The following is a 20,926-nucleotide window of genomic DNA, read 5'->3' as shown; positions in this document are numbered from 1 at the left end:
GAGTTGGGACATTTATTAGCATCCGTCATCCTAAGGTTGACATCTATACCGCCGACATCGAACCGTATTCTCAAAAAACAATATTAAAGACTGCCAGCGGCAAAAGTTTTGTTTTGAGTGATACAGGAAATGATGCTATTCTCCAGCAAGACAGTACCATGATCCGTAAAATTGACGGTCAGCAGCTCGTCTATAGCGCTTCGGAAAATACAACGGCCCCTCTTTATGATACCATCGAGGTGCCCGCAGGTGGTAGACCGCAAGCGCTGATCTTGTCCGATGGCAGTAAGATCGTGCTAAACACCGCCACTACTCTCCGTTTCCCGGAAAATCTACATAACAACAAGGGCAATGAAATAGAATTAATTTCAGGCGAAATATATTGTGACATCATACATAACCCCAAATCAACTTTAAGGGTAATCACCCCAACGCAGATAACCGAGGAGATTGGCACAGTATTTAACATCAGCGCCTATGCTGACGAGCCCATTACCCAAACTACACTGCTCGAAGGATCAATTAAGGTTAGTTCTGGCACTACCTCGAAAGTGCTGCTACCCAGTGAAAAAGCTGTAACGTTCAACAAAAAAATGAGTATACAGAAAGCTGACATTGAGGAAGTTATTGCCTGGAAAAATGGCTATTTCCGTTTTAATGGCGAAGATCTGCCCGCCATCATGCGGCAGCTCTCCCGCTGGTACAATATCGAAGTTGCCTACACAGGAAGGATAACGAATAACGGATTTTACGGTAAAATTTCCCGCTCTAAAAATATAAGCGAAGTGCTTGCAATGCTCGAAAAAACAAAAACAGTTCATTTTAAAATGCAGGGAAGGAGGATCACCGTTATACCATAAGCTCTACTTTAGCCATTAAAAAAAGCCACTCCAGCATAGCCGGAATGACTTTAGAATGGATCAATAATTAACTTAAAATTGTCATCGCGCTGGCCCCAGGGTCTTGGAAAACACAAGGCAAGCGCTAAAATCCAAACTAACCAAATGTACTATATTTATTTTAAAAGGATTGTACGTCCACATTCACGTGGTTGTATCCGCAAACTGTTGATGATCATGAAAATAACCGTACTCATAATGATCACTATCATGCTGCACGTTAGCGCAAAAACGCTTGCGCAAAAGGTCACGTTGTCCGCTAAGAACGCCACACTTGTAGAGATATTTAATCAGATCAATAGCCAAACCGGCTACGATTTCCTCTTCAGTGCTGACATTTTAAAAGACGCCAAAACCGTGACCATCCAAGCTAGAAACGAGGAATTGAATACCGTTCTTCAAAGAATTTTCCGTGGCCAGCCCCTTGACTTTTCTATCGAAAACAAATCGGTCGTCATCTCCAAAAAAACTGAAGGGATACTCGAAAAGATAATAAATGCGCTAAATCTTACCAACATTGATGTTACAGGTATTGTGCTTGATGAGCAAGGCAGATCCCTGCCCGGCGCTACTGCTATAGTAAAGAAAAGTGGCAAAGCTATTATTACAGATGCCCAAGGCCAGTTTACACTTAAAAATGTGCCGGAGGGCTCCACAATAGTTATTTCCTTTACAGGATATCAAAAACAGGAACTTAACGCCAGACCTAACCTGGGTAAAATAAATATGGTTCTTGCCGCTAATAAATTAGATGCTGTTCAGGTAATCGCTTATGGTACTACTTCGGCACGGCTGAATACGGGCAATGTTACGTCGGTTTCAGCCGCAGAGATTGAACTGCAGCCAGTAACCAATCCATTGCTTGCACTCATTGGAAAAGTCCCTGGACTTTTTGTGGCTCAAAACAGCGGCGTTCCGGGAGCGCCTATAACCATCCAGATACAAGGCGCAAACAGTATTGGTAAAGGTAATCTGCCGTTATATGTGATAGATGGAGTCTTTTTTAATTCTGAAGTGATGAGCCGGGGATCTTTTGTCGGCGCCAGCAATCCTTTGAACTATATCAACCCAGGCGATATTGAAAGTATCTCAGTATTGAAAGATGGCGAAGCGACATCGATCTATGGCTCGAGGGCCGCGAACGGTGCCATCCTGATCACTACCAAAAAGGGCATTGCAGGCAAAACCCGTGTTGATTTTAATTTTCAGGATGGTTTTTCCTGGAATACACGTTTTATTCCGACTTTAAATACCCAACAATATGTGGCCATACGGGAAGAAGCTATGCGAAACGACGGCCGGATACCAAGCGCTAACCCCAGCGATCCGGGATATGCACCCGACCTTAAAATTTATGATACCAACCGTTACACCAACTGGCAAAAAGTTTTAGGCGGCGGTCTAGGGCAAAATATAAACACTTCAGCTACTTTAAGTGGGGGTAGTGAAAATACCCAGTTCCTTGTTAGTGGTACTTTTAATAAAGTAAAAAGTATCTATTCGGGAGATTTCAGCAATAAGAATACCGCTGTGCACATGAATTTGTATAATACTTCGCAGAATAAAAAACTAAAAACAAACTTTTCAGTGAGCTTTTCAAATAATGACAACAGTTTACCCGCTGTCGATCTACTCAATCTTGCTATTCGAATTCCCCCCAATGCGCCATCACTTTATAATGCTGACGGCAGCTTAAACTGGGCGCTTAATTCCGCAGGGGCGAGCACCTGGTTACCCGGAGGACACCCACTGTCTTCCACATTGGCTAAGTATAATGCCAAAACGAAAAACCTGGTAGGTAGTGGTAACATCAGCTATAACATCCTGTCGGGCCTGGATATTTCAAGTACTTTCGGCTACACCTATCAGCAAACTGACGAGTTCGAATTTATACCATCATCTACCTTTGAACCGCAACAGAGAGCCAATAACCAAAGTAGTTCCGGTTTTATAAATAGCCAGATCAATTCTACTAACATCGAGCCTAAAATTAATTATAAACGAATATTGTTTAAAGGAGCACTGGAAGCTTTAGCCGGAATTACCTTTCATCAGGAGAGCGGAATGAATCGAACTGTAGTAGGCGCTGGTTACTCGAGCGATCTGAATCTGGCCGATCTCGGTGCGGCATCTCGAATTGCTAGTAAATCTTCCAATGAATATCTATATAAATACGCAGCTCTATTTGCACGTCTGAATTATAACTGGGGTGAAAAGTATTTACTGAACCTATCGGCCCGCAGGGACGGTAGCAGTCGATTTGGTTCGGCTAACCAGTTCCATGATTTTGCGTCGGTAGGCGCTGCGTGGATCTTTTCCAATGAAGGCCTTATAAAAGATAACCTTTCATTCTTAAGTTTTGGGAAACTCAAAGCCAGCTACGGAACTACTGGGAATGATCAAATAGGCAATTACGCGGTATTGAGTTCATATCTCCCTACTACCACCACTTATCAGGGGCTGAGCGGATTTTATCCTGCAAACCTGGAAAATCCTTACCTGGAGTGGGAACTCACTAAGAAAATAAATCTAGGTTTGGATCTAGGGTTTCTTAAAGATAGAATTGTTTTGTCCGCAAATTATTTCGTCAATCGTACCTCAAATCAGTTGTTATCTTATACCGAGCCAAGTACTACCGGTTTCGGAAGTATAGCCGCTAATTTTCCTGCGATTGTTCAAAATTCAGGATTAGAATTGAGTTTAAACACCAGGAATATGGAAACAAAAGACTTCAGCTGGACCTCGTCATTTAATTTTACCGCTCCCCATAATAAACTGGTCGCTTTTCCTAACCTTGCTCAAAGCCCTTACAACGCATCTCTGGTTGTTGGGTATTCTACGGGCATATCGAAACTGTTTCATTATGTAGGTGTAGATCCCGCTAATGGCCTTTACACTTTTCTAGGCAAGGACGGAAAGCCTACCACCGCTCCGAAATCTGGAACAGATAACTATGCAATAGAAAATACTAGATACCCTGAATTTTATGGCGGCTTCCAAAATAGCTTTAGGTACAAAGGCTTTGATCTCGATATCTCTGTCAACTTCACAAAGCAAAATGTTCCAAATATTGACTTTGGTTATAGCTTTGGTCCTGGGCTAAGGCAATCTGGAAATCAGCCTATTACTGTGCTTAACGCCTGGCATAAACCTGGGGATATTGCGACGGTTCAAAAATATGCCAATGGCTTTACCGTATTTCAGGGATTCTTAAATGTAGGTAATTCTGATGCAGGCTATACAAACGTTACTTATTTCCGTCTGAATAACGCATCGCTTTCCTGGCAGATACCAAAAACATGGTCGCAGAAATTGGCACTCCAGAGTATCCGGCTTTTCGCCAATGGCCAGAACCTGTTCACCTTTGGTAATTACGAAGGCGCAGACCCAGAAACTCGTCAGAAGGGCGTTCCTTCAACTCCACCACTAACAGTATTAGTGCTGGGTATTAAGGTAAGTTTATGATCATTTAAAACCAAGAAAATGAAACTAAGGAAATATTCACATAGGATGATTATCGGCATCTGTATTCCGATAATGCTTTTAAGTATAACTGGCTGTAAAAAATACTTACAGATCCCGGCGCCGGCCAATTCGATCAGTTCACAAAATATTTATAGTCTGGATAATACAGCCATAGGGGTATTAAGTGGCATTTACGTTAAAATGACGATCAACCCACACTTACCTGCATTTACCAGCTGCTCCGCGGATGAGCTTACTTTATTGAACAATAGTTACAGTGTCGCGCTCAACATGGCCTACGCCAATAACTTAAATTCAGATGCGGTTGGTGGAGGAAACTACGATTTTTGGTCTCCGTTTTACAATCTAATCTATGTAGCTAATGCTGCTATTGAGGGCTTGAATCAGTCCACTACCCTAACCCCTGCGGTGAAACAGCAACTATTAGGCGAAGCCGTGTTTATCAGGGCATGGTGTTACTTTTACCTGGTTAACTTATACGGAGATGTACCCCTGGCACTTACACCCGATTATAAAATTAATGCCAGTCTTGAAAGAAGACCGGCCACACAGGTATATCAGCAAATCATCGCGGATCTGATTGATGCTCAAACCCGGCTCAGCGCCGATTTTCTTGATGTAACGTTGTTAAATAAAACTACCGAACGAGTACGGCCAACAAAGTGGGCAGCTACTGCACTGCTGGCACGGGCGTATTTATATTACGGGAATCTCTCTGGAGATGCTACTAACTACAAAAATGCGGCAGATCAGGCATCTACGATCCTTCAAAGTTCGTCGCCCTTCAGCCTTGTTTCTTTAAATAACGCATTCCTAACCAATAACAATGAGGCAATCTGGCAATTGCAGTCACAGCCTCCAAGTAGTTCAAATGGAGGCGTAGATACCCGAGAAGCAGCCTTTTTTATAATTCCGGCTGGAGGGCCAAGTCAGTTTAGTCCGGTTGGCGTTAGCCCCTTCTTATTAAGTGCTTTCGAACCTGGTGACCAGCGTCGGGTCAAATGGATTGATAGCGTGAAAATCAGCGGTACCATTAATTATTTCGCTTCCAAGTATAAAGACAACAAGAATGATGTATCATCGACGACCGAATATGTAACAGTGTTTCGTTTGGCGGAGCAATACCTGATCTTGGCGGAAGCGAAAGCAGTGCAAGGTGATCTGGTTAATGCCGCTACAAATCTAAATAAGGTTCGAACTCGTGCGGGTCTGCCAAATACTACCGCCTCGACTCAGTCTGAAATGCTGGCCGCCATTCAACATGAGCGCCAGATTGAATTTTTTACTGAATTCGGGCACCGCTGGTTTGACCTGAAAAGGACAAAAATTATAAATGCTGTCATGAGCGTAGTGACCCCGAAAAAAGGGGGCATAAGTTGGGATCCTAACCAGGCCTTATACCCAATACCCTTAGCGCAAATACAAGCTGCTCCTCGATTGAATCAAAATGCCGGGTATTAAATATCCCGAATGTATGTTGCCCTGACATTGGGGCAGCATACATTCGGACGCTGGCATAACTCATAAAAAATAAATTACATTAATTAAATCATCATGGATAAAATCCACATTAGTATGAAAAAACTACTTTTATTGCTGCTTGCTCTATTGCCATCGGTATTGTTGGCCCAGGAAAACTATACGATAAAAGGCCAAATGAGTCAAATAGGATCGCCTTCAAAAGTTTTTTTAGTTTATATGAACAATGGCAAACTCATAGAAGATTCATTGACCATAAGCAATGGTGCTTTTATGTTTAGCGGCCAGATACAGGACATCACATACGCTACTCTATATCTTGATTACAAAGGCGTAGGTATCAGGAAAATGGATAGGGAATTTCCAGACTATAGATATGTATATCTGGTAAATGGTACTACAAGTATGTCAGGTACCGATTCATTAAAAAATGCAAAGATAAGTGGAAGTGGAACTGTTATAATTGAGGATAAGTTGCAGCATACAGCAATGTTGAGACCGACAGGTACTGCTAGATGGCAATTAAATAAAGATTTTAACGCTGCGTCGAAAGAAAAAAGAGAGTCAAAAGAATTTATAGATACCTACCTTAAAAAGCATAGTGAACTTGATTCGCAAGATAAAGCATTGAACAAACAATTCTTAGCAGCACACACAAATTCTTATGTTAGTTTCGATGCGCTTAAAGGTTTAGAAGGACTATATCCCGATTTTAACGAGCTACAACCCGAGTTTTTAAAACTTTCACCAGGTTTGCGTGCAAGTACTGCCGGTTTAGCTTACCAGAAATATCTTAACAAATTAAAAACAGTTGCATTATTCAGTTCTGTGCCTGAATTTTCGGCGCCTGATACGAGCGGCAAAGTAATAAGCTTGGCATCATATAGAGGCAAATATGTATTGCTTGATTTTTGGGCGTCTTGGTGTGGTCCCTGCCGCGCGGAGAACCCTGGTTTGGTGAAAGCATATCATAATTTTAAAGATAAAAACTTTACTATTTTAAGTGTATCATTAGACTCAAAAAGAATTGACTGGTCGGAAGCCGTCGTTCAGGATGGCTTGCCTTGGACTAATATATCTAACCTTAAAAACTGGAAAGATAATGATATCATCCAATTGTTCGGCATAAAAGCCATCCCGTATAACTTACTGATCGATCCTGCAGGCAAGATTCTTGCAAGAAATCTTAAGGGCAATGATCTACAAGAGCAACTGGAAAAAATATTAAGCAAGCCATAATTCAATCCAGCATATAAAGGCAAAATACAGTGATGAATTTTCGAGATTGGAGTGACGTTCTCCACTAAGGCTAAATAAAGAAGGCCTTTAGAAATTAAAGGCCTTCTTTTAAATTTGACTATCCAATATAAAATATTCGAATAATCTTCCCATGTTGTTCCCAAGGTGGGAGGTTATGTGTCCCCTATCGTTTTCCACTTTTCTACCAAGCAAATCTTCTAAAAAGAAAGATAAGTCCATGAAATTATCATAACTTTTTTGCTTTGGATCAAAATCTACTAAAAGATCAACATCACTATCAGCATTGTATTTACCCGTAATAAACGAGCCAAAAACACTGAGACTGGAAACACCATACGACCTCAACTTCTGACCATTAGCCTTAAGCAATGAAATTAATGCCCGTTTATTTTGTACCGCAGTGTGCATATCACAAAGATACCCAGTGAAAGCATAGATAACAAATGTTATAAAAATACCAATTAATAGGTATTGACTTTCAGTATTTTATGGAGTTACTTTAAATCAATCAAACCAATAATACTATGGAAGTACAAACAGCATTTAAAATTAGCGCTTCAATTAGCGCTAAAAAATCGGCAAGCAAATCAGGCGACGCGTACCCGATTAGTATTCGTATAATTAATAGGAGTTCAATGGACTTTGTGAAAGCTGAAGTTTCAGTTAAAGACACAGAATCGAATCAGCATGACACGGCTTACTTTGGATTAATTTCAGCAAACAGTACTTCAGAGGAAATTTTGCATCTTCCAGGTGGGATCGAGTTTTGTACTTTTAGGATTACTCCACGTGTAGGCGAAGATATAACAGGAGGCGGAATTGCTGGTAACGCTCCAGGTGTTGACATCACGATTGACGATTAGTATTTAATCAAATTAGGGCAATAAATAGGTTGCCCTAATTTTACGATTGCTATTTGGTTTGGTTTTTGTATCTTGTTAATTATGATAGTATTAATCGATATACTTTGTTGCTTTTTGTATTATATCTGGACTAAAATCTGGAATATTAAGGATTAAGAGCTTATTCTATCAGTTCCTTCATTGAATCAAATATTATCTCTACTAGTATTTCTACGACTCATTCTATCTTTGAAGATGAATTTGCAAACTATCACATATTGTATCTGCACATAAAAAGGTCACCAACTTGCATTAACGACTGGATTACTAAAAAACTATCCATGTTAAAATGTAATATATCAGAACAGCCAGTAATCCTGTGGCGGGGATGGTCAATATCCATGCATACAATATAGGGATAGTCACACCCCAACGCACAGCCGAAATCCTCCTGACAGCCCCCACCCCTACTATGGCGCCGGTAATGGTGTGAGTTGTGCTCACCGGAATCCCTAATAAGCTTGTAGAAAAAAGAGTAATCGCTCCTGAAGTTTCCGCACTGAAACCTTCAAATGGCTTCAAGTGTGTTATTTTTGAACCCAGTGTTTTAACGATACGCCAGCCACCGAGTAATGTACCTACTGCCATTGCGGTATGGCAAGATATAACCACCCAAAATGGTATCGATGCACTCTGTTCCAATTCTCCGGAAGCAATCAAGGCTACAGCAATAATACCCATAATTTTTTGCGCGTCATTCGCACCGTGTCCAATGCTAAAAGCAGCTGCAGAAAGCAACTGGAGCTTCTTAAAATGTCTGCTTGCTGTTCCCCAATTAGAATTTTTCCTCATAAATCTTTGAGTTTATCCTTGATTTGTCCGGCGCCATAGTACACCCCTTAACAGTTAACAAAATGAATAAGGGCATTAAACCAATGTACAAAAAACATTACAGTTTCGCGTTCAAAAAAAAACGTATACCGGTTTACCGGTATACGGGCAAACATTTTGGATTTTATGCATATACGCTTTCGGCTGCCTTAACGATCATTTCTGCAACAATTTTGGGTTGCGACATGAAAATAACGTGGCTTCCTTTAACCTCTTCTACTATTGTATTTGAACGACTGTACATCTCTCTCTGAATATCCGGATTGATGCTCTTATCCTCAGTTGCAATCAGTCCATAGGAAGGCTTATTTCTCCAGGGTGTTAGAAAATGCCAACATCAGCAGCCAGCAAAACAAAAATAATTTTTAACCCGCATTACTTTGATATTGAAAGCAAAACTAGTTATTGCGCCTGGTTAGTTATATTTCGCACCACCTCATCAAGGTTCTGAGCTGCTTTTGCCAGCATATCTATGACATCGGCATTACATGGGGTGTCTTGGTTTTCTTTGATCAATTCTACGAGGCCCAATATGCTGGAGAGTGGAGCCCTTACTTCGTGCGATTGTATCCACGATATCTTTTTCAGTTGTTCATTCTGTTTTTCAATCATTTTCATTTGCATCAATTGCTCAATTTGATTTTTTTTCTGCTCAGTAATGTCAACAAAATAAACAGCCAAGCCGTCTTTTTTGGGATACACATGAATTGATCCCCAAACGCCAAGTGCTGTATAGCATTCTTCAAAATGTACGCTTATTTTTTCCTTTAGTGCCCGTTCGTATTCTTGATAAAACTTTCCTTCTTTAGATCCAGGAAAGAATTCCCAGAGGTTTTTTCCTAACAAATCCGCTCTTTTACAGTTTAAGATCCGTTCTGCCTCTTTGTTGATATAAGTGACTTCCCAATTTTCGTTCATGGCATAAAATCCATCGGTGATACTTTCCAGGATATCGGCAATCTCCTCATTCTTTTCTTTTAGCTCGTTTTCGTTCTTTACTTTTTCATCAATGTCAATTGCCATGACTACCCTAGCCACCCTGTTTTGGAAAATGTTACATTGCCCGTAGATATGAACAAAGAATTGTTCACCGTTTTTGCGGATGTGTTTCCAAACTCCATAATCGTAATAAGTAGCCTTTATTTCTTGAATAGCCTTTTTGAAGCGTTTAGCTTCTTCCGCCGACCTGATTTGTAAGGCACTCATAGAGAGGAACTCTTCTTTTTGGTATCCGTACTGATTTAAAGCAGCAGCATTGACTGCCAGAAATTCATAAGTATGGAGATCAAAGATGTACATTGGCGCCGGGTTTCCCTCAAAAATTTGTCTGAAACTGGCCGATTCTGCATCCGTCGGATTGATCTTAACAGGGGTATTAATCATGATTTTTTACTAAATAGGGGAAATCAATTTAATAAAAAAATATGATTTAAGCATCGCTCTTTTCGTCAAGACTAAAACGTACTTCAGATCAGGCGTACCTGAGGGTTTCATACACCCTTTTCAGCTGCTCAGACTGTTCCCGGGCTTGCCTGAGGATACCACTACTACAATTCTTTCTTCATCATAATGTCAACCTGCTCGTCGTTGCCCATCTTGAATATATGCTTGTCAAATGCTTTAAATCCATTTTTTTCATAGAATTTTATTGCGCGCGGATTTTTTTCCCAAACGCCCAACCATAGATAAGAATTATGCTGTTGTTGGGCCACCTCTAAAGCTTTTTCATAGAGAAGCTGACCAACTTTTTTACCATGATGGCTTGTTTTCACATAAATACGCTCTATTTCTAAAGCCATTTCATCCAGTGTCTCTGTTTGTGCATTCCCCTTATTTAATTTTAGGTAGCCAACCGGACTTTCATCTTCCCAGGCAATATAGAACAATGAGTCTGGATTACTTAATTCAACACTCAATTGGTCATCATTAAAGCTGTCTTCAAGGTACTTTTTCATGTCTTCCTCGGTATTACTATCGGCAAATGTTTCAAAGAAAGTTTCTCTGCCAATGAGCTGAACTGTACCTAAATCCTTGGTCGTAGCTTTTCTAATTTGTAAGTATTCCATTGTCTAATTTATTTTGGCTTACAAATTTGCTTTTGCTGGTAGCATAATATCCAGTTATTGCAATGTTTGTAGCACGTTTTACACCGTAATCTAAAATTGACTGTAAATTGGCTAGAATTTGATAACCAGAGCCATGTTTCTGAGATTTTGGATGTTTCTTGTCATACGGTAGCTATTCCGCTTCCGCCTACTACTTTAATCCCATCACCGAATTTTTTCCAAAACCTGATATAGCGATAGTTAGCTTCAAACGGTACGTCATTAAACTTTCCGTTCAATTTCATTGTCAATGTGATCACCGCCATATCATCGATAATATTTAGGTTTTCAATTTCTGGTAGAAGTTCGTCAACCTTTAATGCTCCATCGCGATAAGTATCCAGATCGATCTCCTTGGTTATTGTTTCCCCGCTTGGGAGAATGAACAACAGGTCATCATGCAGCAACTGGTCCAGCGCGGTGATATTGCCATCTTTGATTGCGCTGTAAAGTTTGTTTTCCTGTTCCAGGATGTTGTTTTCTGTTAGTCTATTATCCATAATTTATCTGTTTATACCACTATAGATCTCCATAGTGGGCCAAATTAATATACCAAACTTTTTAATTAGATATATAGGTGTAAGAAAAAAAGTCATTTTGTATGGTTGTGGTAAATAATTGACTATATCTGTTTCCTAGTGAATCACTAAAATTCAGCAAGTAGAAAAAATAACTTCCTTCATGGGGAATCATTATAAATGAAGTGGATTGCTGCATAATTTGAACCTTAGTTTGCGACCTAAATGTTAACCAGATCAAGAAACCAGTGATGGTGCACTCTCGTGTATCTATAGCATATGATCCCGTCGAAGGGTTGGTCTGTCTACATACTTAAAGTAATCCTCTTAGGGCATGTCTACCACCAACACTTCTAAATTCAAGTATATAAGGGGATTTATCAACTGAGTTTTCTTTTAAAAATTGTCTACAGGCAACATAAGTGTCAGGCCCAAAACTCTTTTCATATATTTTGGGGTTTATTTCAAATAAAGCATGGACAATACTATATGATGGAGGAGGAATAATTCCAGAAATCATATTAATCACAATAAATTCATCCTCAATTTTTAAAATTGACACTTTAATAGTTCCATTTCCTTCGGCATGTGTAGAGATTTTATTCATAAAGTTGTTTTTTTTCAAATTTAACTTTAAGAAGTGTCCATGTGATTTACAACTTATGTACAAAATGTTGCACATATTTTAAGACTTTATATCATCAGAATTGACACTTAAATCTTAAACAAAAAAGGAGGCTGTCTCTCGACTGTCTCCCGTTTAAACGTTATCGTTTGTGGTTAAACACTAAATGTCGCAAATGGTTTTAGTTTATAAGATAATAGTCAATTAGTAATTTTAAATTAGCCTTATGAAAGATAAAGTTTACTTAATAATAATCTCGTTAAGTGTTATCGCAACAATCATAATTAAGGCACTTGAATTACTTAAAGGTGGTTATAACTTCGATAAAATTCTTGTAATTATCTGGTGTTTAATTGCATTGTTTTACTGCATAAGGTCTAAGAAGATTCAAGTATTACCCAAGGGCGAATAATCAGCGGATCAGAAAAGAGCGCGAAGCCGCTCAGCTTATCTACCACATTAACAAAACGTTAAGACATAAAAAAACCGGAGTAAAATCTTTAACAGATTTTTACTCCGGTGAGGTGTTCTCGGAGATACAGAACTCGAACTTTTTTATAGAGGACTTGCAGAATGCCGCTGGGTTAGAGGATGAATCATTTAACCCACTTCCTCCCGGTTTAATAGGCCTTGCTTAGTTAAGACATGTGAAAGGCCAGCAAAATTTGCTGGCTTTTATACTCCGAATTCCAACATAGCTTACGATCGGAATTGATCGGCAAATATCACGAGACAAGGAAATGACGTCAAGAGTTATGGCGGTTTATAAACATACATATCACGCCATAAGTAGTTTAAAAAAGTTAGTTAAATATGATCCAATCTTTAAATCGTCAAATAGAATCTATAATTTTATGTATCGAGTCTTTTTGCCTCTTAGTTACAAATTCCTTTGCCTTAGCCAATTTCTTGAGCGCTTTGGGATAATCTCCATGAATTTCCATCAGTGCATCCCCAATCTGGTTCCCACTGGTAAAATCTATTTCAAAAAGCCATTCTGCCAAGCCAATATCTGCCCACATTTGTCCCTTTCGGGTATCAGTTGGCTGTCTGAGGTGAATGGCAGGGACATTTGATGAAAAGGCAATGATTGGTGAGTGCATTTCGAAACTGATCAATGCTCTTGCCTGGCCATAAACCGATTGTGCTTCGTCGGGAATCCAGTAAGTATCTCGCCACACTACCTGTTTTTTTACATCTTCAGGAAGTGGATCTACCAGTATTTCTTTGGCCAGTCCAACCTGGTAAATGACTTCAGGACAAGCCAAAACCTTTAATCCGGTTTCCCGTACCCACCTGATCATGACCTCACGAAGTTTTACATGATCCATTTCATTATAATACTGTGAAATCATATATTTCTTTTCATCCTCTTCAGTTGGCTTTGTCCCCTTCATTTTCCAGTATGGCGTATACCGAAGTCGAGGAATCACACAAATAAACTCTCCTTTTTTCAGACCTACCCGATTCAGATAATCAGTTGCAAGCTGATCATTTCTAAGGTTAATCGCAAAAGTTGCATCTGGAGCAAACTCAGTTACCGGACATTTTGACTTTAAAGATTTCAAATAATCCAACGAAGCGGTATCTCTACAATATATAAATGAAGACTTGTTGATTAAGTCTAAAGATGCTGCATCACCATCCACCAACGAAATACCGTACATACCGAAAGGCTTACCAGTTTGTTTATGCCATGCAGCTAGGTCCTGAGGAACTACAATCCAGGGCCCAGAACCATGCACCATAATGTCGCATGTTTCAAATGCCTGCCTCAGTTCCGGGGTAGTTGGTTTGCCAGTGGTATCAATTTTCCCAGGAGCAAGTTTTAACTTACTAAAACTCTTCTTTAGCAACTCATCCACTCCGTTCTCCAGATTATTTGGCCACAATGTGACCTCTGCCCCTGGCAGATAGGTGTTAAACAATTCCATAATCCCAAAAGTGTGACCAATATCGCCGATATTTACCGTTTGCCATGACGAGCGTAATAAGATTTTGGCATTAGGTTTAATTGTACCACTACTGATAGCTCCCATAAGCGGAGCGGCAATAGGAAGCGCAGCAAAGGCCGCCAAATCTTTTATAAATTTCCTTCTTTCCATTTTCAATCGTATTGGTCTAGGGCTTTTTCTCAATTTTAAAAACATGGGGCTTTGGCTGGTTTACTTCGTAAATAGCCGCAGCAAGCACAGGTAATTTTTTCAAGACTTCTGCTTCCTCATTCTTCTTTAAAATATAGTTTTTAAACTGCTTTTGATAATATTCATAATGTCCCCCATCCTTTAAAGATTCTAGTCTTTTATTCAGATATTGCTCCACCACAGTCAGATCTGATTGGTCTTTAAGACCAGAAAGCTGATTAAATTCAACAAACCGAAGATTGCGAATCGCTGATTCTGCATCCCTATATTTTACACAGGCATACATCACTTTTGTAGCCTGCTGATATTGGGGTGTGTTTTGATATAGAGAAAGATTAATTCCCGTTTTAAGTGCTTCATCAGTAAAGGAAGCGATTAAAACATCGTCAATAAAAAGATTGTAGTTTCCCGATTCTAAACTTTTTACCTGCAGCAATGAAGTATTAAATTCGTCATTAAAGGGTACCCATTTAAGGGCTTTCTTTGCAGATTCTTTGACCGGACATGGCAGACTTTTTTCAAGACATTCAAAAGTCAGCGCCTTACTTTTATTGGATTGCTTTTTTATTTCTACGTTAAAACTGGCCTTTTGCGATGCCGCTAGGTCGTTCCCAATCACTAGTTTCGAGACATACTGAGGGGCATTTGTGTCCTTAAGAAACTGGTAAGCCATTACAAAATGACCAGCGGACAATGGATGCACCCTATCTTTACCGATAATGGTAAATGCAGAATCTTTTTGCTGTTCTTCTTTATTGATACGGAGCAAAATAGTCTGAAAGTCTACCAAGCCAGTTTGGTACTTTTCCGAGAGGGAATGCATTTGTTCAGCACAACGTTGCAAAGCATCATTAACGCCATACAGATTCGGTGTTTCTAGAACTGCTGTCTGATCATAAACTGAAGGTTTAAGAAGAATCACATTTCCTACACGTTTTTTTAAAATGCTTACTGCGGCATCTGTATTATTGTTGTAATCCATCAATACCTTTTGCTTTAATTCATAGTTAGCATCTTTCTTCCCATAAAGATCGCGCTTCACATCGTTCATGCCGATCATCATCACGGCATGAGTAGGCTCGTGGATGAGAATATCCTTATCCATCCTTTTTAAGATTCCAGCAGCAACATCTCCAGAAATGCCACAATTGAAAAAATGGATTTTTTCATTCGGGAACCGTGTAGCATAATACATCCACAGATCATTGTAATATTCCCCGTTATTGGTGATGCTATTACCCACAAAGCAAACCTTACTACCATTAGGGAAAAGTGCTTTATTGGCCTCTTGAGTAAATCCGTTTAGGGTTTGGATAAACAGTCCAAGAGTCAGAATTATTTTATATTTCATACACATTGACAATAGGCTAATTAAAATTCTCTACTTTAAATACCCATACATATTCGCATGGCATTGTTTCCGGATTTAAAGCGGGCACTTGTATGCTCTTTTATCCAGCGATTGCCATTCTGGCTGATAGGTTTGAGCAAAGTTATTACTGCTAATCGTCATCAGGAATAACGACATGGCCAATGCGATGTAAAATATATGTTTTCGGCTATTTTCTGGTCTTTCCATTTATATTGCTGTCATTAATCTGTGATTACTATTTTAAAATGTTTTATGCTTTGTGAAGTAATAAGCCGGATAAAATAGATGCCGGCAGGTAAGAGTTTTCTGTCAAACTCAAAAGCATAGGATTGCTGGCCATTAGCTTTGCCTTCAAATAACCTTTGCACCCTGTTTCCAATTATATTATAAACTTCTAAAGTTACTTTGTCCTGCGTTAAAGGAAGGTTAAAAGCCACTATTGTTTGGTTTTTAAAGGGATTAGGGTAGGCTGTCAGGTTTGCTTTCTGCAAAACCACAGGCGTATTTTTTAGATTGGTAGCCTGAATTTGTTTTGCTGATGCTGCTGTAGTTGCAGCACGGGCGGTACTGTCTTCCAGTGCAACCCAATCGCTTTCTGTTCCGTAACAACTACACCTTACCTGGTGCTCATAAGTTTTCTCAGGATCCAGATTGATCAGTAAAGCTGAGGTGCCAAAAATGTTATGGTTGTACTTCCAGTCGGCATCACCCGTACCTTTATAGCGTACGTCATAATTGATGGCGCTAGCGGCGGCATCCCAGCTAAGTGTTGTTGTAGTGTCGGAGCTGGAAGTAACTACAATATTTGTCGGTATTCCACAGGAATCAGGACTAAGGCAGTTAACGGGACTGGCTTTTAAAAGTATGACGGAGGTATAGGGTGCTAAAGTTAAAGTTCCGCAATAAGCCTGGTTTTTAACGTCTATGAATGAGCCCGTAGGTAAGCTAAAATTTTGATTAGTATTGGTCGGATTGTAGTAAAACTTAATGACATCTGAGGGGATAGTGCCCGATGGATATTTTAAAGGCGAAGCAGTTGTACCACTGATCTGCGGTGCTGCAACTTCCCATTCATATACCGAATTGTAGCGGATATTTGGACTGCTGCTACCTTCTTTATAATTAAAGCGGATGGTTTTGTCGTTAAATGGATTTACAACGTAATTATCTTTGAACATACCAATTTCAGCATAGGTATAGTCAGGACAGTTGCCCAGCAGTACATTGTGGGTGACTGCAGGATCATTGGTGACCAATATATTTCCCCGGACATCAGTTTCTGGTATGCTGGCAGGAACATGAAGGCGCATTTCGGAAAGGGCACTCTGGAAAGAGGTGTTTTCGTAAAATTTATTGCCCCCCTGCAGCAAATGTCCGTAAAGGCCATAGCCGTTCACATACGCGACTGTATTGTTTCTGACAGTAATACCTTCGGATAAGTTATCCAGGTATATACCACTGGACAGGCTCGCTACAGGAGCACCCAGATACTCACCAATGCTGTTTGTGATGATGTTTTCTTCAATTATAGTTCCGTTCGTCTTATTAATGTTGTAATTGGTATAGATCCCGCCGTTATCGTTGAGCAACAATACAACACTGTCGATTACATTTCTCTGGATGAGGTTATTGACCCCGGCGGAGATGATCCCTGAATAGCCTGTTTTAGCTACTTTATTATAGGAAACGGTAGAGTTGGTGGAATTGCAATCTATGCCTGCGAAAGTTTTCCCCTTCCCGTAGGCCGCGTTTCCGATGTTTGTTATGTCATTGTGACTGATGGTAATCTGGTCGCTGTTTGCCTGGCTATAGATCCCGCTCCAGTTTACATGGGATATGCTTGAGTTTTGTATGCTTGCCTGGCTGCTGTTGCCCAGTATAATTCCGTCGCCACCGGAATAGGAAATGTCTATACCGTCTATCATTGCGCCAGTCGTTTTGTTTAACAGTAACGCCAGTTTGCCGGCGTATTGAATGTCCAGGTTTTTGAGTACAAGCTGATTGACGGTGTCGGTCTGTATAACTATATCTTCCCTGGCATACGAATAACTGTTCAGGTTTGGGTCGGAAGTGGCATATACATAAACTGTACCGGTTGATGGTTTGTATGCCCATTCCCCTTCCTGGTCTATAGCTTTCAGATCGTTTACAAAAAAATAGCCGAAACCGTTTTTAATGCTGATGTCAACCGGATCAGGAAAGGTTATCGTAGTTCCACTATGCGTGGTTACAATACTGCGGATCAGCCGGAAAGGGTGCGACCTTAAAACGAATTCAGCGCCGGTCCAGTTCGGTGAGCCTGAAAGTTCATTATCTGTGATCTGTGTATTTCCGGAAAATGATTCGAAGTTTAAGTATCCGTTGTTTACATCAGGATTGGGGTAACGGCTTATGGGGAGCAAGTCGTTTCCTTTTATCAGCGACCTTATTTCAGCCGGAGGCGCCGGGCTAAATGTAGTTTGCCAAATATTGCCGCCGTAAAGTGTCCAGGCGGTATTTATCGGCGCCGAACCACTGATTACAGGTTTTGCGCCTGTTCCGTAAGCATCAATATAAAGGTTGGCGGTATGCTTGATCAGTAATTTGCCGTTAAAGGTATCTCCTCTTCTGAACAGAATGGAGTCTCCAGTATTGAAAACCTGGCCATTTACTTTGTTCAGGGTTTTCCAGGCTGTTGCCATTGTTTTCCCGTCGGCGATGTCACTCCCGTCTGCGGCAATATAATAGGTGCTGCTGGCTGGCAACAGTGTGCCCAGGGCAAACCAGCCCAGGGTGATATAGCTGCCTGCTGGGGAGTTTATACTTGTGAATGTGTTTGAACCTGCCCCGAGACTGTTATAGGTTCCATTTAATGATGCTGATTTGGCTATCCTGGCGTCAACTACCGATCCGGGAATGGAATCATCTGTTTGTGTGTCAATCGTTATTTTTGTGTAGTTGTTCATTGTGCCACTGAACACACTCCCTTCCCATACCCTTTGGTTTGAAAGTACAGTAAGGCCAGATCCGGTTAGGGGGCTGCCCGGAGCGGCTATGGCAAACCTAACGATTAATGTGCCCGATGAAGCGGAGAGACCTGTTAAAGTCACTTTCCGGTTTTGACCGTTTGCACCTACAGGGAACACCCGTGTGGTTGCGGTTGTTCCGACGGCCATCGCCAGTCCGCCATTTATGTAGCTGGTTGCGCTACCAGTAGTATTCGTATTGTTCACATGGTTACAGATGATGGTTTTACTCGCAGGCAAATTGATGACACCTAAAGTGAGTACCAAAGCAGAACTGGAGGAACGTAAAGTTACATTATCATTGAGAAGGAGTCCGGCGGCATTGTTGATGGTTATCCGGAATAAGGACCTGGATACAGGCATTTCATTTCCCTCTGAAATGCTTGCCGGGCTTATTAAGGGGTTGTGTACATAGGAAAGATAAAGCGAGGCTGTTGCGCCAAGGGTGTAAGTACTGGCAAGTGCTGCACTCTGGGACCGCTGGATGATACATTGTGCCGATGCTGTGCCATTTCCTATGACTGTATTGTTCAGCGTTAAATTGGTGCCATTGGTAAAGGTGCCGTCATTGAGCAGAAGCGTATTGGAGATGCTGACCGCGGCGTTTAGAACAACACCATTTGTATTGTCTATGGTTAATTGACGGATAATGTTAAAGTTCCCTGAACCGCTGATGCTGGTTTGAGCAGCCGCGCTCCCGAGTTTCAGGATGCTTCCGGTCCTTGAAAATTCAATAGATCCGTTATTGGTCAAATGCCCGTTTACAGTTACACTTTTGCCGGTTGTGCCGTTAAAAGCATCCAGTTTTCCACCGCTGTTGATGAGCAGGTAGCCGTTGATCACCAATGCTCCGGATCCGGAAGCAAAATTTAATGTTCCTGTAATCTCAAGGCTTTTTACTGTGACAATCCCGCTCAGGTTTATGGTTATGGTACTTCCAGCAACGATTTGTACACTGTCGGTACTTAAGGGCACAATTCCTCCTGCCCAGCTCGATAGGGCGTTCCAGTTTCCTCCGCTTGAAGTTGAGCTCACAACAGCTGGTTTTGCGTAGTTACTCCATAGCAAAAAAACGATAACGAATAACAGATATGGATTTTTCATAACAGTCCGTTTATTTAGAGGCTAATCCCTGATACCTTAAAAGTGCTTCTAGGTAGTAATAATCAGCATAAATTAATGGTTGGTCTACTTCTTTGCCCAGTGTCTTTGAACCCATGCTGTGCTTCAATATAAAATTGTTGTTGCTCCCCGGCTCAGCTTTATAAGGGGGGAGGGAAAGTGAAACCAACATGGCTTCTGCAGATTGAATGTAAACTTCCCTGTTTTTTTTTGAATATTGCTGCAGTTCCAGCAAGGCAGACGCGACAACTGCAGCTGCTGAGGCATCCTTTTCTTCTGAGGGGATATTTGGTGCATTGAAATCCCAATAAGGAATTTTGTCGGTAGGAAGGTTAGGATGGTGTAAGTAGTAATCCGCAATTTTTTCCGCCTTTTCCAGGTATTGCTTATTTCGCGTTTCTCTGTACATCACTGTATAACCGTATAATGCCCAGGCTTGTCCGCGTGACCAGGCAGAGGCATCATTATAGCCCTGGTGGTTTTTTCTAGCGAGAACCTTGCCTGTGCTGTCGTAACAGACCACATGGTAACAGCTGTGGTCTGTTCTGAAGTGATTTTTTAAAGTTTTGTCCGCATGCGAAATCGCAATGTCAAAAAATGTTTTATTTCGGGAAACCTTCGCCGCCCAGAACAAGTACTCCAGGTTCATCATATTGTCAATGATAACGGGGTATTTATAAATGGTCTCAAAACTATCCCATGATTTGATCAGCCCTGTTTTCGGATTAAATCTGCTGCTCAGGGAGGAAGCACCCTGAAGCAGCGTTTTTTTATAAAGCTCGTTTTCGGTTAACCTGTATCCATTCCCAAAGGAGCAATACAACATAAAGCCCAAGTCATGCGTGCTTACATTAAATTGTTCCTTTGTTAAGGCCCCTGTCCAGACCTCAGCGGCTTTTTTCCACTTGTCATCTTTGGTAAATTGGTAGAGGTACCATAACGAACCTGGAAAGAAACCACTACACCACCAGGACGATGGCATATCTTTCAAAGTGCCATCAGGATGAACAGAAAAAGGACTTTTTTGCACGTCCTGATGGGCTTTAAGCATCAGCTCATAGTGCATGGCCGCAAGCTCAAATTCATTTTTTACATCTATTTTGTTTTGTGCCCTCGCACTTAAGCAGAGGCCTAAAAACAGTACACAGGTATAAAACAGGGATTTCAATGGTCTCATA

16 protein-coding genes are annotated in these 20,926 nt (G+C 40.8%); 5 read left to right on the top strand and 11 right to left on the bottom strand.

The genetic code is table 11. The annotated features are described in order from the left end of the window. Positions 1-113: 113 nt before the first annotated feature. The 4 genes from B9A18_RS01595 (at position 114) to B9A18_RS01580 (ending at position 7,103) form a co-directional block, all read left to right on the top strand. Complete coding sequence (locus B9A18_RS01595; protein WP_084286914.1) at positions 114-860, top strand: FecR family protein; 747 nt, start codon at positions 114-116, stop codon at positions 858-860. 144 nt (positions 861-1,004) lie between these two features. After that, the gene (locus B9A18_RS01590; RefSeq protein WP_144009363.1) at positions 1,005-4,364 is read left to right on the top strand and encodes a SusC/RagA family TonB-linked outer membrane protein; all 3,360 of its coding nucleotides are present in this window, start codon (positions 1,005-1,007) and stop codon (positions 4,362-4,364) included. A gap of 18 nt (positions 4,365-4,382) precedes the next feature. Continuing rightward, positions 4,383-5,846, top strand: a complete 1,464-nt coding sequence (locus B9A18_RS01585) for a RagB/SusD family nutrient uptake outer membrane protein (protein WP_084286912.1) — start codon at positions 4,383-4,385, stop codon at positions 5,844-5,846. A gap of 114 nt (positions 5,847-5,960) precedes the next feature. Beyond that, entirely contained in the window at positions 5,961-7,103 is a 1,143-nt protein-coding gene (locus B9A18_RS01580; protein ID WP_159452576.1) for a TlpA disulfide reductase family protein, read from the top strand. A 108-nt stretch (positions 7,104-7,211) separates the two neighbouring features. Here B9A18_RS01580 and B9A18_RS01575 read toward each other — a convergent pair whose 3' ends face one another. Further along, positions 7,212-7,532, bottom strand: a complete 321-nt coding sequence (locus tag B9A18_RS01575) for a nucleotidyltransferase family protein (RefSeq protein ID WP_084286910.1) — start codon at positions 7,530-7,532, stop codon at positions 7,212-7,214. Between the two features lie 116 nt (positions 7,533-7,648). On the opposite strand from B9A18_RS01575, the gene B9A18_RS01570 reads away from it, so the two are divergent. Then, a complete protein-coding gene (locus tag B9A18_RS01570; RefSeq protein WP_084286909.1) occupies positions 7,649-7,987 on the top strand; it encodes a hypothetical protein in 339 nt (112 codons plus the stop codon). A gap of 306 nt (positions 7,988-8,293) precedes the next feature. Here B9A18_RS01570 and B9A18_RS01565 read toward each other — a convergent pair whose 3' ends face one another. The 10 genes from B9A18_RS01565 to B9A18_RS01515 form a co-directional block, all read right to left on the bottom strand. Then, positions 8,294-8,818 carry an inorganic phosphate transporter gene (locus B9A18_RS01565; protein ID WP_084286908.1) on the bottom strand — a complete coding sequence of 175 codons (525 nt, stop codon included), beginning with the start codon at positions 8,816-8,818 and terminating at the stop codon, positions 8,294-8,296. 441 nt (positions 8,819-9,259) lie between these two features. Then, positions 9,260-10,240, bottom strand: coding sequence for a PAS domain-containing protein (locus B9A18_RS01555; protein WP_084286906.1), 981 nt, complete (start codon positions 10,238-10,240; stop codon positions 9,260-9,262). Between the two features lie 164 nt (positions 10,241-10,404). Next, entirely contained in the window at positions 10,405-10,923 is a 519-nt protein-coding gene (locus B9A18_RS01550) for a GNAT family N-acetyltransferase (RefSeq protein ID WP_084286905.1), read from the bottom strand. Between the two features lie 161 nt (positions 10,924-11,084). Next, the gene (locus B9A18_RS01545; protein WP_084286904.1) at positions 11,085-11,462 is read right to left on the bottom strand and encodes a nuclear transport factor 2 family protein; all 378 of its coding nucleotides are present in this window, start codon (positions 11,460-11,462) and stop codon (positions 11,085-11,087) included. 331 nt (positions 11,463-11,793) lie between these two features. Then, on the bottom strand, positions 11,794-12,087 hold the full coding sequence (locus B9A18_RS01540; protein ID WP_084286903.1) for a hypothetical protein: 294 nt from the start codon (positions 12,085-12,087) through the stop codon (positions 11,794-11,796). An 851-nt stretch (positions 12,088-12,938) separates the two neighbouring features. Beyond that, positions 12,939-14,210, bottom strand: a complete 1,272-nt coding sequence (locus B9A18_RS01530; protein ID WP_084287420.1) for a polysaccharide pyruvyl transferase family protein — start codon at positions 14,208-14,210, stop codon at positions 12,939-12,941. 16 nt (positions 14,211-14,226) lie between these two features. Next, positions 14,227-15,600: an SGNH/GDSL hydrolase family protein gene (locus B9A18_RS01525; protein ID WP_159452575.1), complete on the bottom strand. Its 1,374-nt coding sequence runs from the start codon at positions 15,598-15,600 to the stop codon at positions 14,227-14,229. A 75-nt stretch (positions 15,601-15,675) separates the two neighbouring features. Next, positions 15,676-15,828, bottom strand: a complete 153-nt coding sequence (locus B9A18_RS25115; RefSeq protein ID WP_159452574.1) for a hypothetical protein — start codon at positions 15,826-15,828, stop codon at positions 15,676-15,678. A gap of 14 nt (positions 15,829-15,842) precedes the next feature. Continuing rightward, positions 15,843-19,730, bottom strand: coding sequence for a right-handed parallel beta-helix repeat-containing protein (locus tag B9A18_RS01520; RefSeq protein ID WP_084286900.1), 3,888 nt, complete (start codon positions 19,728-19,730; stop codon positions 15,843-15,845). A gap of 10 nt (positions 19,731-19,740) precedes the next feature. Next, complete coding sequence (locus B9A18_RS01515; RefSeq protein WP_084286899.1) at positions 19,741-20,925, bottom strand: glycoside hydrolase family 88 protein; 1,185 nt, start codon at positions 20,923-20,925, stop codon at positions 19,741-19,743. Position 20,926 lies beyond the last annotated feature (1 nt).

The sequence above is a fragment of the Pedobacter nyackensis genome, from assembly GCF_900176505.1.
Taxonomy (GTDB): domain Bacteria; phylum Bacteroidota; class Bacteroidia; order Sphingobacteriales; family Sphingobacteriaceae; genus Pedobacter; species Pedobacter nyackensis.
This window is presented reverse-complemented; position numbering and strand designations above follow the sequence as displayed.